Origin of the sequence: Niastella sp. OAS944, from assembly GCA_024809215.1 — a bacterium.
In the GTDB taxonomy this organism is placed as follows: Bacteria; Bacteroidota; Bacteroidia; order Chitinophagales; family Chitinophagaceae; genus Niastella.
The window spans coordinates 805,676-819,576 of sequence record JANUBW010000003.1; the positions used below are offsets into that span (position 1 = coordinate 805,676).

Below are 13,901 nucleotides of genomic sequence, written 5' to 3' on the forward strand. Positions count from 1 at the left end.
GTATGCTTCCTCCTGTACTGGCAAAAAATGATAATAAAGCCAAATGGCTGATCCTTGTAGTTTCTTTCGTTGTATTTGCCGCGGTGGTATTATTAAGCCGCATTAAACTCGACGTTGATCTTGGTTTTGATGTGCATGTGTTTGCAAAACTGAATGCTTTTGTTAACTCAATAGTAAGCCTGTTGTTACTGGCGGGGTTAATGGTAGTAAGGCAGGGTAAATACGAGCAGCACAAAAAGATCATGATGGCCGCATTGATACTATCGGTTATTTTCCTGCTTTCTTACATTTGCCATCACCTGTTTGCCGGTGAAACCAAGTTTGGCGATATCGATCATGATGGTGTGGTTACCGAAGCCGAAAAAGCATTGGTAGGCGGCAAAAGAACATTCTACTATATAATTCTTGCTACACACATTCCATTAGCAGCAATAATTCTCCCGTTTGTATTATTTACTGCATACCGGGCGTTAATAGGCGAGTGGCCTAAACATATTAAACTGGCCCGTATAACGTGGCCTATTTGGTTATATGTTTCGGTAACGGGCGTATTGGTGTATTTGCTCATAAGCCCGTATTATTAATCACGTTTCATGCAACATCAACCCAACGCATTTAGTGTAATAAAGATCGTGCATATTGGCTTACTGGTAGGTATGGCCATGTTCGATATTGTGTCGCTCATTATTGTGCTGCAGGGTATTCCTGTTATTGCCGATGAGCCCATGCAAAGGAACCTGCAGGTAGGTTGTGTGTTGCTATCAGCATTATTGCTGATAGGTGGCTTTAAGATCTTCAAGAAAAGGATATTTGCCGCCCGTAATAGTACCGAACCAGGAGAGAAAAGGATGGAAATGTACCGCGCAGCGTGTATAATGTGGTGGGCAATGATTGAGGCGCCGGGCATAGTGGCCGGAATAGGTTTTATTATCTCGGGCAACTTTGCATTTTTTGCCCTGGCCATATTTCATTTATTGGCCATGATGGTGTTTGCGCCGCGAAAAGCGAATATCACCATGTTCCTGAACCTCAATAACGATGAAGTAAAGCGGTTAGAAGGAGCAGGAAAAAAGTAGTTCTGATTAAAAACATTTCTCAATATGAAGCAATTAGTTTGTGTTACTCCCGGACAACTGGAATACCAGGATGGTGAGATGCCGGTTACACCCGAAAAACATTCTTTAATTAAAATAAGACGGATAGGCATTTGCGGAACCGATCTGCATGCTTATGAAGGTACACAGCCATTTTTTAATTATCCACGGATTTTAGGCCATGAGCTGGCGGCTGAATATGTTATGGGTGGTGCAGTTGGTTTTAAACCCGGCGAAGCCGTTACCATTATCCCTTACTTTAATTGCGGAACCTGTATTGCCTGCCGCAGTGGTAAGCCCAATTGCTGCACCAACATAAAAGTTTGTGGTGTACACGTTGATGGCGGTATGCGTGAATACCTGGTTGTTCCCACCTATTCATTGCTGCATGGTGAGGGATTGAGCTTTGATGAGCTGGCATTGGTAGAACCACTGGCCATTGGCGCACATGGTGTACGCAGGGCGGCGGTACAGCCTGGTGAATTTGTGCTGGTAATTGGTGCCGGACCTATAGGCCTTGGCATTATGGAGTTTGCCCGTATTGCCGGTGGTAATGTAATTGCCATGGACATAAACGAACAACGCCTGGAGTTTTGCCGTGAGAAATTGCAGGTGGCACACACCATCAACGCAGCTACCGATGATGTAACAAAACGTTTACAGGAGATCACTAACAACGATATGCCTACTGTAGTAATTGATGCTACCGGTAGTTTGAAAGCTATCAATAATGCATTTCAATATATGGCACATGGCGCCCGCTATGTGTTGGTTGGATTGCAAAAGAATGAGATCAGTTTTTCACATCCTGAATTCCACAAGCGTGAGGCCACATTGATGAGCAGCCGCAATGCAACCCGCGAAGACTTTGACCTGGTTATGCAAAGCATGAAGAAAGGTTTGGTAAACCCCGCTACTTACATCACACATCGGGTTAAGTTCGATGAGGTAAAAAGCGAATTCGCCAGCTGGCTTAAACCGGAGACGGGAGTTATTAAGGCGATGGTGGAGTTGTAGGTTAGTTGGCGAGTTGACGAGGGAGTTGAAAAGTTAATAAAGTTGATGGAGTTGATAAAGGTATTGCCCAATGTAGCATATGCGAAGTTGGGCATTTTTTTATGGTAGCAAGGCCATAAGTTTTGGACGCTATTGCCGATTGCCGATTCACGACTGCCGTTTCACGACTGCGCGCTTAAATCATTTCAGTCGAAGGATCCCAGAAAAGTTTCTTAAAATCAACAACCGTATCATTCTTCACCTTAATGCCTTCTTTTTTTAGCATGGCTGCCATTTGGGAAGGTGGGTTAAAGTGATGTTTGCCGGTGAGCATACCATTGCGGTTCACCACGCGGTGTGCGGGTACTTTGGGTTTTGCCGAACCGGCGGCATGCATAGCCCAGCCTACCATTCGGGCCGATAATTTAGTGCCCAGGCACGAAGCAATAGCGCCATAAGAAGTAACACGGCCTTTGGGAATTTGGCGCGTCACTTCAAAAACCAGGTCAAAGAAAGAATCGTCTTTTTTACCCGATGGGTTTACGCTGGCCAGTTTTTCCCTTACAGACTTATTGTTTTTTTTGGGTGTTGCCATCTTGTGTATGTTGATTTAAAAGCTGGCTTTTTCGCGGCTCAGGCACATTTACATATTCGAAAGGGCAATGCTTGCATCCGTTTCCACAACAATAACCCCGTTCAAAGTGATATTGTGCCGTAAGCACCATATACCCCTGTTCGTTATAATAAAAATCAACTCCTTCGGTCAGATTCTTCTTCAAGCAATAATATTTTTAAAGCGCTTTCTTTATCGGGCAGTGGCTCGGCCGGCAGCATAAACTGAAGGTAATGCACCCGGTTGCTTTGCGCAATATCGAGGCTCTCGTAGTGCGTTTTTATTTGTAGTACATCGCTTACCGTATCCTGGGCGTATACATTATCGATGTCTGCAATTACTGGCAGATCGTATAACTCAATCACCCATTTGGTAAACCGGTACAAACTGGGCGAATCGGTTTTCAGGTGAACTATACCGCCCGGTTTCATTATTTGTTGGTATAAGCGCAGGAATTTGGGATGTGTGAGCCTTTTCCTGGCTTTTGACGTTCTTAGCTGCGGATCGGGGAAGGTAAGCCATATCTCCGACACTTCGCCTGGCGCAAAATAAGTACCAATACGATCGATTTGGGTGCGCAGGAAGCCCACATTGGTAAGGTTCTCCTGCAGGGCCTTTTTGGCGCCTACCCAAATGCGGTTTCCTTTCACGTCTACCCCCAGAAAGTTCCGGTCAGGAAACAGCCGGCCCAAACCAACTGCATATTCTCCTTTGCCGCAGGCGAGTTCGAGCGTTATGGGATTATCGTTATGAAAAAAGTTCTTCCAGGTACCCGCTGTATTTTCGGGGTATTGCAGCACATTTTTAAATGTGAGTACTTCTGCAAAGCGTTGTAATTTTTTCTGACCCATGAAGCGGCAAAAATAGGCGAGAAAAAGAAGGGAAAAAAACGACGTATAAAACAAAACCCTCAGTAAATGATTACTGAGGGTTTAATTAAGCTGTAGAGGGAGGATTCGAACCTCCACGGGGTAGTTAGCCATGGCGCAATTCTAAAGTGGTCAACCCTAGTCGATCTATTGCTAAATCGGCATTACACCACGTTTATCCCAAACCCCCACCCCCGAGACAAGAGGGCATGTCTGCCAAGTTTCATCACTCCACAAGATAAAAACGTGTAAAAAAGATCTGTGCTGTAGGAGAAGGATTCGAACCTCCACGGGGTTGTTAGCCACGCCCGAAAGCGTAATTTGTCCTCTTTTCCCCACCCTCGAGACAAGAGGGCATGTCTGCCAAATTTCATCACCCCACAGTGTATTTGTCGTCGTTTAAAGAACTATTACAGCACAATATTAAAGAAATTGGCAGATTCATTGTAGATTATTCAAGAAAAATTTTGAAAGTTTCGATAATATATAAATATTTGCACCATTGGTTGAATTTTGTAAAAAAACGATTGCAAAAATGGCGACTAAATTGAATTTAGATAAACTGGATCTGCAGATAATCCATGAGATGATGGACAATGCTGAAATTTCCTATGCTGATCTTGGTAAGAAGTTATTCGTTTCCGGAGGTACCATCCATGTTCGTATAAAGAAATTGCAGGAAGCAGGTATTGTCAAAGGTACTAAATTAAATGTGGACCTAAAAGCGCTCGGATATGATGTGATTGCATTTATTGGCATATATCTTGAGAAAAGCTCCCTGTATGATTTCGTAGCCAAAGAACTGCAGCGTATCCCCGAAATTGTACGATTGAACTACACTACAGGTAATTACAGTATGTTTGCTGAGATAGTTTGTAAAGACATTAATCAATTACGGTTTGTATTACACGATGAGTTACAGAAGATAAAGGGTATAGAACGAACTGAAACGTTTATCTCATTAGAAGAAAGCTTTAGCCGTAACGTACAGGTTTTTACACAATAAGAATATTTCGGTAACATAGGTATGTAGTTCAAAGTGGATTTTGCGTTTAATAGCATTACTATAACTTTTATCTTTACCTATCATGAAAAATTTAATCCTCGGCTTGTCCTTTCTGTTTGTATTGGCTGTTTCTGTAAGTTGTAAAAAGAAAAAAGACGACAATAACACCAAATGTGGAGAACAGGAATTAAAGGTAGCCACCACACCTGCCAACGGCGCTAATGATGCTGCACAACCTGGCACCGACTTCTCTTTATATGTGAAAATAGAAACGATGCCTGCAGGCGGCGCTACTATAACAGTTACTGCAAAAGCTGAAGGCTCTTCAAGTCCATATTTTACAACTACCATAGAAAATGCGTTAGAGGCCAACAGCATCCTGATTACCAAAACACCCAAAAATGTTACATGTGTGGTTGAAACAGTAGTAACGTCAAAAACATGTAATACCAATCAGTGGAAGGGTAGTTATCGTTACGCAGCAAAATAAAAGAGTAGAAATTATATACATGAAGGCCCTGGTAATTTGCCGGGGTTTTTTGTTGTAGTAGTTGTTTCCGGCAATCGTGAATCGGCAATCGGCAATGGTTCGCTATTATGCGGGCCTCGCTTTCGTAAAACGTGAAACGGCAAACGTAAAACGTGAAATACAGCTGAAGGCTTAAAGCCGAAGGCCTAAAGCGAATACAAAACAGCCTGAGCTATCTCGCCAACTAAAAACCAAGAACTAAAAACTATTTCCTTTATCAACTATATCACCTCTATCAACTTTTCAACTCCCTCGTCAACTTGTTACCTCGTCAACTTGTTAACTTTCTTACTCCTTCACCTGTAAGGCATCCCGAAGGCCATTGCCCAGCATATTGAATGCCAGCACCAGTAACATAATGGCAAAACCAGGTGCCAGGGCAAGCATTGGGTTATGTGTAATTATGAAGTTGTAGTTTTCTTTGATCATTAGTCCCCAGCTTGGTTGTGGCGGTTGAACGCCTACACCCAAAAAACTTAAACCAGCTTCAATTACAATGGCAGATGCAAAGTTGGATGCCGCAACCACCATTACCGGGCCCATTACATTGGGCAGCACATGACGAAAAATAATCCGCGTATGTGAATAACCAAGCGCTCTTGCGGCCTCAATATATTCCAATTCGCGAACGCTTAATACCTGTCCGCGAATGATACGCGCCACACTTACCCACATGGTAAGCCCAATAGCAATAAACACCTGCCAAAAGCCTTTTCCGAGTACCAATGTGATTGCAAAAACCAGCAAAAGTGTAGGAATGCTCCAGATCACGTTGATGAACCACATGATTGTATCATCGGTTTTGCCTCTGAAATAACCAGCCAGCGCGCCCAGTAAAACGCCAATGCTTAATGAAATAATTACAGTCACCAACCCTACACCAAGGCTTACCCGAACGCCTACAAGCAGTCTGCTCAAAATATCGCGGCCGTATTTATCACTACCCAGTCGAAACTTTTTTGTAGTGACCTTAAAAGGGCCACTTTGTGACCCTTCCTGCCACTGTGTTTGTGAAACAGGAAACGCTAACCGTTCGGTAATACCTTCATCAATATATTTCTGAACAATAAGGCTGTCGCCGTTTTGTTGATAGCTTTGAATGGGAATGTATTGGTATTTGTCTTCTTCGCCATAGAACAAACGTGTAAAGAAAGAAGTGTTTTGTATTTTTCTATCGCGTGGTAATTGTAGAAATGTTTGTGTATAACCTGGTTGCTGGCCACCTATTTCAATCACCATTCTGTTTGCATTGGGCGAACCATCCGGGGCCAGCACATAAGCAAACAGCGCTACCAGTATGGCCAATACGATTATTGTAATGCCAATAAGCGCGCCTTTGTTACGTTTAAGCCGACGCCAGGTTGTCCTTGTGGGAGCTGTATTATTTTTTAATGCGCCTTCCTTTCCACTCATAATGTCCAAATTTTCCCAACCAGCCTGCAATGATGGTATAGGCAATATGCAGTGGTTGTAAAAAAGGAAAGTACTTCATTAACTTCTGCTGGCCAAAAAAGATGGCTACTGAATTTACAAATGGAAATTCAATTAATATTTTGGCAAGTAACAACAGCAGGCCAAGCCCCAGCCAGGTGGTTTTAAAAAATGCTGCTATGGCGCCTGCTAAAAAGCAAACATTCAACAGGTATACAAGCAACAATACAACAAAGATCCGCTTGTCGTCGTAACTGTCGGCCTTGCTGGCCCAGCGAATACGTTGGTGAAAGAATTGCTTCCAGGTGCTAACAGGCTCGGTGGTTACAATAGCATGGCGGTTCTTGAGATAGAATACCTTGTCGGGGTATTGCTTAAAGATCTTATGCATCAGTAACATATCATCGCCCGATGCAATATTATCGATATTGTTAAAGCCGTTCACTTCATAAAAGGCCGATCGCTCATAAGCCAGGTTAGCGCCATTGCACATAGAGTGGAACCGTTTGTAAACTGATGCAGCGGTTATTCCCTGCAGGGTTAAAAAATCGAGTGATTGAAATACTGAAAGCAATGTGTGCTGGTTGTAAAAGGTAACCGGCGCGGCAATGAACCTGGCATCGTTGGCCTCATAAAAAGAAGCAATGGTGTGCAGCCACAACGGATCGAAACGGCAATCGGCATCGGTTGTAACAATGAGTGTACCCATTGCTGCATTGATACCTGTTTCTATGGCTTTCTTTTTATAGGAAGCTATTACTCCATTTTCTTCAACAAATTCTTTTAACTGCAATGGTTTCACCTGCATCGATGAAAAGGGTTGTTGTTGTAATAGTTGCCAGGTGCTATCAGTTGAATGATCGTCAACGATGATCACTTCATATAATTCTTTGGGATACTGCTGGGCATTCAGTGATTGTAACAGCCCCTGAATATTATTTTCTTCGTTACGCGCGGCTATAATAACAGAAATGAGAACCGATGCCGGTTTTTCGGGTAAAACAAATTCGGGTAAGCGGTTCCATGCAGAATGATAGTAGGCTATGAGCACTGCATACACCACCATGAACAAAAAGAACAGGAAAAAGAAAAACGGCATCATTCAATTGGATTTGGAAATATATTCTATGATTGTATTAGTTGTATTATCTGATTCACGTGTTTTTCCTGTAAAACCTGGTGGCCTGTCTGAATAATATGCAACGTACAGAAAGAATCGATACTCTTGCGAAATTTTTCTCCCCGTTCATACCTTATTATGCGGTCGTATTGACCATAAAGTAATCTTACAGGTATTTGATGCGTTTGAATTAGCTTTTTTATAAATGCAAGATTGGGTTTAATAGCACGCATACAGGTCCAGCGTTCATATAATAATCTTCTTACTGTTATATCATGAATATAATAACGGGTGAATTTTAAAACACTTTGGTTGATAAGCTTAAGGCGGTTCCCGGCCTTAAGCAGCGAAAAGAACCAGCCGGGGTGTTTCATGGTAAACCCAAACAGGCGGTTACCGATGTAAGTTTGTGTAGCCAGCCAGTACCAGAAATTTACTTTGAGGCCATCGGGCGCCAGCAAAATGGTCTTTTCAATTTTAGCGGGTATTATCTGTAGCAATTGCAAAGCTACTCTGCCACCCATACTATAACCCAGCAATGTGAATTGGTTTGCAGCCAGTGAATGCTTTTTACACAACGCTTCTATAATGGCCAGCAGATCGGTTGTGGTAAACCGCAACCCTTCCTGCCATTGGGTTTTTCCATGAAAAGGAAGATCTATGGCAAACAGGGTGTATTCAGGAGCAATGTAGTTCTCTAAAAAATGAAAGGTTTCCTCCGACTCGCCATACCCGTGAAAACATAACAATATCTTTTGCCCGTTGCCAAACCGGCAGTAGTGCATTTTTGAAGACCGATATGGAAGAAAGTCGGTTTGCATGTGGCCCAAAAATATCTCTTTATGCAATGGAATGAACTTGTTCTTCAAAAAGAAGAACCGGGAGTGCTAAAAAGAGGAGTTCAAAGTCGAAAAAACAGAATAATATTCTGAAAATAGTATGCTGAATTTTGAAAGTAATGGCCATAATATTGAAAGTATCGGTCGCCATTTTGAAAATAAGCGCTGGAATATTGAAAGTAATGGACAAAATATTGAAAATAGGGAACAGAATTTTAAAAGCAATGGCCGCTATTTAGTAAACAATCTTCTGTTTTTGCAATATATTCCTGTTCATATGCTTCATTTTCACTCACTTAATAATTTAGTGTCAAGTGGTTTTGCCCGAAAACAGTTCATTTACGACCATTCAAAATTTTACCGTGTAAAAACTTGCTTAAGTGAAAGGAATATCCTAGATTTGGATAGTTGTATAAACAACTATATGTCAAACAACCAATTCAAGAGAGGCGAGTTATACAGTTTTATCACTGGAAAAGCATCAACGGCCATAGCCCGGCGGCTGCAAAAGAAGTTCAATACGGCGAATCTTAATATCACCATTGAACAGTGGAGCGTATTGTATCATTTGTGGAAACAGGATGGCATCAGTCAGCAGGAGCTAGGCAATGCTTCTTTCAGAGATAAACCAAGCATTACCCGGTTAGTAGATAACCTGGAGAAATTGCAATTAGTAAAACGTGTACCGTCCGAATCGGACCGGCGCATGAACATGATCTACTTAACCAAGCAGGCGCAAAAGTTACAGGAGCAAACCATGGAGCTGGCCAATCAAACCCTGAACGAAGCGCTGGAAGGCGTTTCGCCCGATAGGATAGATGTATGCCGGGAGGTATTGCAGCTTGTGTATGATAATCTGAAGTAAGTTGACGAGTTGACAAGTTAACAGGTTGACAAGGTAGTTGAAAAGTTGATAGAGGTGATATAGTTGATAAAGGAAGGGAGATGGTATTAAGAGGATGAGGTAAGAAGTAGGAAGTAAGTTAACGAGTTGACAAGTTAACAAGTTGACTAGGGAGTTGAAAAGATGATATAGTTGATTGAGTTGATAAAGGGTTTCTGTGCAGATGGTCGACGAATAGCTCTTTCACGTTTCACGAAAGCGAGGCTGCACAATAGCGAGCCATTGCCGATTCACGATTGCCGATTGCCGAACGAAACGCGAGTCACGAATGTAAGCGGCCTTTCGCGTTTCACGTTTGCCGTTTCACGAAGGCGAGGCCTGCACAATAGCGATCCATTGCCGATTGCCGATCACAACGATTGCCGAAAAACAATTTTATCCCAACATAAACACATTCATATGAGCACCACCACACAACAAACACTCAAAGGCGGCGAATGGCTGATAAAGGAAAGCTCACCTTTTGATACTTTCATTCCGGAAGATTTTTCCGAAGAGCAACAGATGGTAAAAGATATGTGCGCTTCTTTTCTGGATACCGAAGTAATGCCTATTCTGGAGCGTATTGATAAACTGGAACCAGGCCTTATGCCTTCCCTGGTTACCAAAGCCGGTGAGCAGGGTTTGCTGGGCGCCAGCATTCCCGAACAATATGGTGGGTTGGGAAAAGATTTTATTACCAGCAACCTGGTTGGCGAAGGACTGGGCGGCGGTTTTTCATTTTCTGTGGCGGTTTCGGCCCACATGGGTATAGGAACCCTGCCGATCCTTTATTTTGGCACCGAACAACAAAAAGAGAAATATATACCCAAGCTGGCTACCGGCGAATGGAAAGGCGCTTACGGCCTCACAGAGCCCAACAGCGGTAGCGATGCACTGGGCGCAAAAACAACAGCCACCTTAAGCGCCGATGGAAAACATTATTTACTGAACGGACAAAAATGCTGGATCACCAATGGCGGCTTTGCCGATGTGTATACGGTATTTGCAAAAATAGACGGCGATAAGTTTTCGGCATTTATTGTTGAAAGAGGTTTTGAAGGTTTTACCCAGGGCGCCGAAGAACATAAAATGGGTATCAAAGGTTCTTCAACCGTTCAACTGTATTTCCAGGATTGTAAAGTACCTGTTGAAAACCTGCTGGGCGAAGTTGGCAAGGGCCACATTATTGCATTCAACATTTTGAACATAGGCCGGTTGAAATTATGTGCTGCTGCACTGGGTGGCGCAAAACGGGCAACTACCACCACCATTCAATACGCTAATACGCGCGAACAGTTTAAAACACCCATTGCTAATTTTGGTGCCATAAAGAACAAGCTGGCCGAAATGGCCATTGCTATGTGGGTATGCGAAAGTGCGCTGTATCGCACCGCCAAATGGATAGATGATAAAGAACATGAACTGCTGAGCTCTGGCAAACCATTTAATGAGGCGGTGTTAGGTGGCGCTGAAGAATATGCCATTGAATGCGCCATATTGAAAGTATTTGGCAGCGAAGTGCTCGACCTGATTGTTGATGAAGGTGTGCAAATACATGGTGGTAATGGATATAGCGATGAGTATGTTATCTCTAAAGCCTATCGCGATAGCCGCATCAACCGGATTTATGAAGGTACCAACGAGATCAATCGCCTGTTAACGGTTGATATGGTGTTGAAGCGCGCCATGAAAGGCCGCCTCGACCTAATGACAAGTGCCATGAATGTGCAAAAGGAACTGATGAGCATCCCCGACTTTGGCAGTGGCGATGAAGAAGCATTTGCAAAAGAGAAAAAGATAATCGCCAACTTTAAAAAGGCCATACTGCTTACTGCAGGCGGCGCCGTTCAAAAGTTGATGATGAAGATTGAGCAGGAGCAGGAAATACTGATGCATATAGCCGACATGGCCATTCAAACGTTTGCGGCCGAAAGCGCCCTGTTACGCGTAATGAAGCTTGCCGAACGCAAAGGCGAAGCCGCTGTTTCGTATGAACTTGACATAACAAGGACCTGGTTGTACGATGCAGCCGACATTATAAATAAACATGGCAAAGACGCAATAAATGCATTTGCCGATGGCGACGAACAACGAATGATGCTGCTGGGATTGAAGCGTTTTACCAAGGTTGATCCCATTAATACCAAGGAAGCCAAACGCCGCATTGCTGCAAAGCTTATTGGCGACAACAGGTATCCGCTATAAAGAATTTATCAGGACGGTGAATTAAAGCCTTTTGCCTTTGGGTAAAAGGCTTTTTTATTATGCCTGTTCGCCTTCACCCTCACTTTCGCTTTCATCAGGTTTAAACGCGGCGCGGGCCAGCAATAAAAAGGCACTGGCTACATGAAGAATAAAACAGCTGTGGGTAACTTTGTCAATATAACCGGTGCTGGTAAACATAATAGCCATAGATGCAATAACGGCCAAAAAAGTAACTACCAGTAAACTGTTAACGAACGGTACGATACGCATAGGGATTAGTTTTATAGGGCAAAAATCAGGATCAATATAGTAACTGCCTTGCAATTCGCATAGCTTTTGCCCAAAATCAGGCAGGATTTGTATAAAATCTAAGGGTTTGTACCTGTCATTAAATGGGTTCCAAATATGTAAAGGCACACAATTTCCTGTTTGGCGTCACTACTTTGGGTGTATTGTGTGGCGGCAGTTATTTTCGGTTATTTTTGTCGCCATTATGAACTGGCAACAACTCAATAGTAGCAAACGAAGTGGTTCTGAGCACAAAACGGCTTATACCGATGCCGTACGTACTTCATTTGTACGCGATTACGACCGCCTTATTTTTTCAAGCGCCTTTCGCCGCCTGCAAAACAAAACCCAGGTATTTCCGTTGCCCGGTCCCGGGGTATTTGTGCATAACCGGTTAACCCATAGTTTGGAGGTGGCTTCCGTTGGCCGTTCATTGGGCAAAGCGGTAGGCGATGCCATAGCTCAAAAATACCCGCAGGAAAATGACTATTTCCACGAGTTCTATAAATACGAATTACCCTCGGTAATTGCTGCCGGTTGCCTGGCCCACGATATTGGCAACCCGCCCTTCGGGCATTCGGGCGAAGATGCCATAAGGACCTTTTTCAGAGAACTTACCGGTTCAGAAGAACGGCAGTTCAAAGACCTGTTGAGTGAGAACCAGCAACGCGATTTTCTTTTTTTTGAAGGGAACGCCAATGCTTTCAGAACGCTTACGCATAGCTTTAATGAAAAAGCCGCGGGCGGGTTTAAATTAACCTATGCGACGCTGGCCTCTATTGTAAAATATCCTTCCGATTCGCTGAACGGATTTAATAAGAAACAACTGGTAACCAAAAAATCGGGGTTCTTCGATTCGGAAGTTGATACCTATAAATATATTGCCAAAGAGTTGGGTATACCCCAACTTGAAGTAGGGAAGAATGTTTATGCCCGCCATCCGTTTGTATATCTGGTTGAAGCGGCTGATGATATCTGTTACCGCATTATTGATTTTGAAGATGCCCACCGCCTGAATATTATTTCAATTGATACTATCAAAGACCTCTTTCTGCAGTTCTTCAATAATGAAGAAGGCTATGATGCGCGCGACCGCGTAGAACAGGTGTTCAATGATATTAACGACCATAACCAGCGGGTACAGTTCCTGCGCGCCAAACTGATAAACCTGCTGATCAATCGTGTTACCAATGTATTTATGCAGCATGAAGATGACCTGTTGCAGGGAAGATTGCAAAAATCGTTGATAGATTATTTACCCGAAACCGAATTACAACTGATAAAGACCATTGATGATTTTTCCATTGAGCATATTTATAATCATCGTTCAGTAGTGGAAATAGAAATAGCTGGTTATAACGTTATCGGCGGTTTGTTGAAAGAATTCTTTGCAGCAGTTATTAACCCACAAAGCGCTAAATCAAGAAAGCTGCTTCAGTTAATATCGCAGCAATTTGTAATAACCAACGATCCAAAGAAGCTGTACAACGATATTCAGTCGGTGGTTGATTTTATTGCCGGTATGACCGACCTGTTTGCGGTAGATGTGTATCGCAAAATAACGGGGATTGCCTTCCCGCAAATTCGTTAGTTTTACTAAAAGCTTACAATATATGTCAACCAGACGTGAGTTCATTAGCAATACCTCAAAGGCAGTAGTTGCCGGCGGATTAGTTACCTTAGCTGAAAAAGGGGATCCTGTTATGATAGAAAATAAGTTTATACATCACGTTTATTTTTGGTTAAAGAACACCGGCAGCAAGGAAGACAAAGCCAAACTGATTGAAGGCCTCACAAAATTGTCGAAAGTAAAGACCATTAAAACATTTCATATTGGCCAGCCGGCAGATACTAACCGCGATGTTATTGAACGCACTTATGCCATTTCATGGTTCTGTTTGTTCGATAATGGCGCCGATCAGCAGAGCTACCAGGTAGATCCCATTCACCTGAAATTTGTTGAAGACTATTCGCATCTGTGGAGCAAAGTAATAGTGTATGATTCGGTAGATGCAAAATAAGCTA

Annotated in this window: 16 protein-coding genes; 9 read left to right on the forward strand and 7 right to left on the reverse strand. The window is 43.0% G+C overall.

What is annotated here, in order from left to right; translation table 11 throughout:
• Positions 1–2: 2 nt before the first annotated feature.
• Genes GGD38_RS18040 through GGD38_RS18050 form a run of 3 tightly spaced genes read left to right on the forward strand, consistent with a single transcriptional unit; the run spans position 3 to position 2,111 of the window.
• Positions 3–584 (forward strand): DUF420 domain-containing protein, encoded by a 582-nt coding sequence (locus GGD38_RS18040; RefSeq protein ID WP_375297646.1) that lies wholly within the window; start codon positions 3–5, stop codon positions 582–584.
• Positions 585–593: 9 nt separating this feature from the next.
• Positions 594–1,076: a hypothetical protein gene (locus GGD38_RS18045; RefSeq protein ID WP_375297647.1), complete on the forward strand. Its 483-nt coding sequence runs from the start codon at positions 594–596 to the stop codon at positions 1,074–1,076.
• A 24-nt stretch (positions 1,077–1,100) separates the two neighbouring features.
• Positions 1,101–2,111 carry a zinc-binding alcohol dehydrogenase family protein gene (locus tag GGD38_RS18050; RefSeq protein WP_375297648.1) on the forward strand — a complete coding sequence of 337 codons (1,011 nt, stop codon included), beginning with the start codon at positions 1,101–1,103 and terminating at the stop codon, positions 2,109–2,111.
• 175 nt (positions 2,112–2,286) lie between these two features.
• On the opposite strand, the gene GGD38_RS18055 is transcribed toward GGD38_RS18050, so the two are convergent.
• From GGD38_RS18055 to trmB, 3 genes are read right to left on the reverse strand one after another with little or no spacing between them, the layout of a single operon-like run.
• The gene (locus GGD38_RS18055; protein ID WP_375297649.1) at positions 2,287–2,685 is read right to left on the reverse strand and encodes an MGMT family protein; all 399 of its coding nucleotides are present in this window, start codon (positions 2,683–2,685) and stop codon (positions 2,287–2,289) included.
• Entirely contained in the window at positions 2,660–2,815 is a 156-nt protein-coding gene (locus GGD38_RS18060) for a DUF5522 domain-containing protein (RefSeq protein ID WP_375303707.1), read from the reverse strand. Before GGD38_RS18060 ends, GGD38_RS18055 begins: the two co-directional genes overlap by 26 nt.
• 25 nt (positions 2,816–2,840) lie before the next feature.
• Entirely contained in the window at positions 2,841–3,554 is a 714-nt protein-coding gene (trmB, locus tag GGD38_RS18065; protein ID WP_375297650.1) for a tRNA (guanosine(46)-N7)-methyltransferase TrmB, read from the reverse strand.
• Positions 3,555–4,107: 553 nt separating this feature from the next.
• Here trmB and GGD38_RS18070 point away from each other — a divergent pair.
• Together GGD38_RS18070 and GGD38_RS18075 are read left to right on the forward strand one after the other, a co-directional pair.
• Positions 4,108–4,578 (forward strand): Lrp/AsnC ligand binding domain-containing protein, encoded by a 471-nt coding sequence (locus GGD38_RS18070; protein ID WP_132555333.1) that lies wholly within the window; start codon positions 4,108–4,110, stop codon positions 4,576–4,578.
• 82 nt (positions 4,579–4,660) lie between these two features.
• A complete protein-coding gene (locus GGD38_RS18075; protein WP_375297651.1) occupies positions 4,661–5,068 on the forward strand; it encodes a hypothetical protein in 408 nt (135 codons plus the stop codon).
• Between the two features lie 327 nt (positions 5,069–5,395).
• On the opposite strand, the gene GGD38_RS18080 is transcribed toward GGD38_RS18075, so the two are convergent.
• The 3 genes from GGD38_RS18080 to GGD38_RS18090 are packed head-to-tail and all read right to left on the reverse strand — an operon-like array spanning position 5,396 to position 8,479.
• On the reverse strand, positions 5,396–6,520 hold the full coding sequence (locus GGD38_RS18080) for an ABC transporter permease (protein ID WP_375297652.1): 1,125 nt from the start codon (positions 6,518–6,520) through the stop codon (positions 5,396–5,398).
• Positions 6,489–7,640 carry a glycosyltransferase gene (locus tag GGD38_RS18085; RefSeq protein ID WP_375297653.1) on the reverse strand — a complete coding sequence of 384 codons (1,152 nt, stop codon included), beginning with the start codon at positions 7,638–7,640 and terminating at the stop codon, positions 6,489–6,491. Before GGD38_RS18085 ends, GGD38_RS18080 begins: the two co-directional genes overlap by 32 nt.
• 23 nt (positions 7,641–7,663) lie before the next feature.
• Entirely contained in the window at positions 7,664–8,479 is an 816-nt protein-coding gene (locus tag GGD38_RS18090; RefSeq protein WP_375297654.1) for an alpha/beta fold hydrolase, read from the reverse strand.
• Between the two features lie 442 nt (positions 8,480–8,921).
• Between GGD38_RS18090 and GGD38_RS18095 the strand changes: the two genes are divergently transcribed.
• Complete coding sequence (locus GGD38_RS18095; RefSeq protein WP_375297655.1) at positions 8,922–9,362, forward strand: MarR family winged helix-turn-helix transcriptional regulator; 441 nt, start codon at positions 8,922–8,924, stop codon at positions 9,360–9,362.
• A gap of 438 nt (positions 9,363–9,800) precedes the next feature.
• Entirely contained in the window at positions 9,801–11,588 is a 1,788-nt protein-coding gene (locus GGD38_RS18100; RefSeq protein ID WP_375297656.1) for an acyl-CoA dehydrogenase family protein, read from the forward strand.
• A 57-nt stretch (positions 11,589–11,645) separates the two neighbouring features.
• On the opposite strand, the gene GGD38_RS18105 is transcribed toward GGD38_RS18100, so the two are convergent.
• On the reverse strand, positions 11,646–11,858 hold the full coding sequence (locus GGD38_RS18105) for a hypothetical protein (protein WP_375297657.1): 213 nt from the start codon (positions 11,856–11,858) through the stop codon (positions 11,646–11,648).
• Positions 11,859–11,964: 106 nt separating this feature from the next.
• Between GGD38_RS18105 and GGD38_RS18110 the strand changes: the two genes are divergently transcribed.
• Together GGD38_RS18110 and GGD38_RS18115 are read left to right on the forward strand one after the other, a co-directional pair.
• On the forward strand, positions 11,965–13,467 hold the full coding sequence (locus tag GGD38_RS18110; RefSeq protein WP_375297658.1) for a deoxyguanosinetriphosphate triphosphohydrolase: 1,503 nt from the start codon (positions 11,965–11,967) through the stop codon (positions 13,465–13,467).
• A gap of 22 nt (positions 13,468–13,489) precedes the next feature.
• Positions 13,490–13,897, forward strand: coding sequence for a Dabb family protein (locus GGD38_RS18115; protein WP_375297659.1), 408 nt, complete (start codon positions 13,490–13,492; stop codon positions 13,895–13,897).
• Positions 13,898–13,901 lie beyond the last annotated feature (4 nt).